1 pseudogene is annotated in these 401 nt (G+C 62.1%); it reads right to left on the reverse strand.

Features of this window, described 5'->3' with window-relative positions:
- Nucleotides 1-401: pseudogene (locus ACZYVJ_RS25745) on the reverse strand (LuxR family transcriptional regulator); the annotation flags it as partial.

Genomic DNA, 401 nt, shown 5'->3' on the forward strand with positions numbered 1-401 from the left:
CGCAAAAATGTGGCATTCGCGCGCTGCAGAACCGACAACGTTTCCTGTACCGCCGGCCCGCCGGCCCCGGTGCGGGCGGTCAATACCCATAACACTGAGGCATCCGGCCGCGCGGTGGTGAGCGACCGCAGCGCCAACAGCGTGCCGTTATCGGCCCAGTGAATGTCCTCCAACAAAATTGCCAGCGGAGTCTGTGCGGCTGCGGCATGAATCGCGTCGGCCAAATCGTGCACCACCCAGTAGCGCAGATCTGCCGAGCCACCTAGTTGACGCAACGCCTCGGCGTCTCCCACCGGGGGATCAGCGTTGAGTGTGGCCATGAATAGCGAGAAAAACGGCACCGTCTGCTGGTACTCGAACGCCTCGCCGAACAAACTGCGTACTCCACATTTGTCGGTCAG

The sequence above is a fragment of the Mycobacterium sp. IDUB_3 genome, assembly GCF_055419585.1.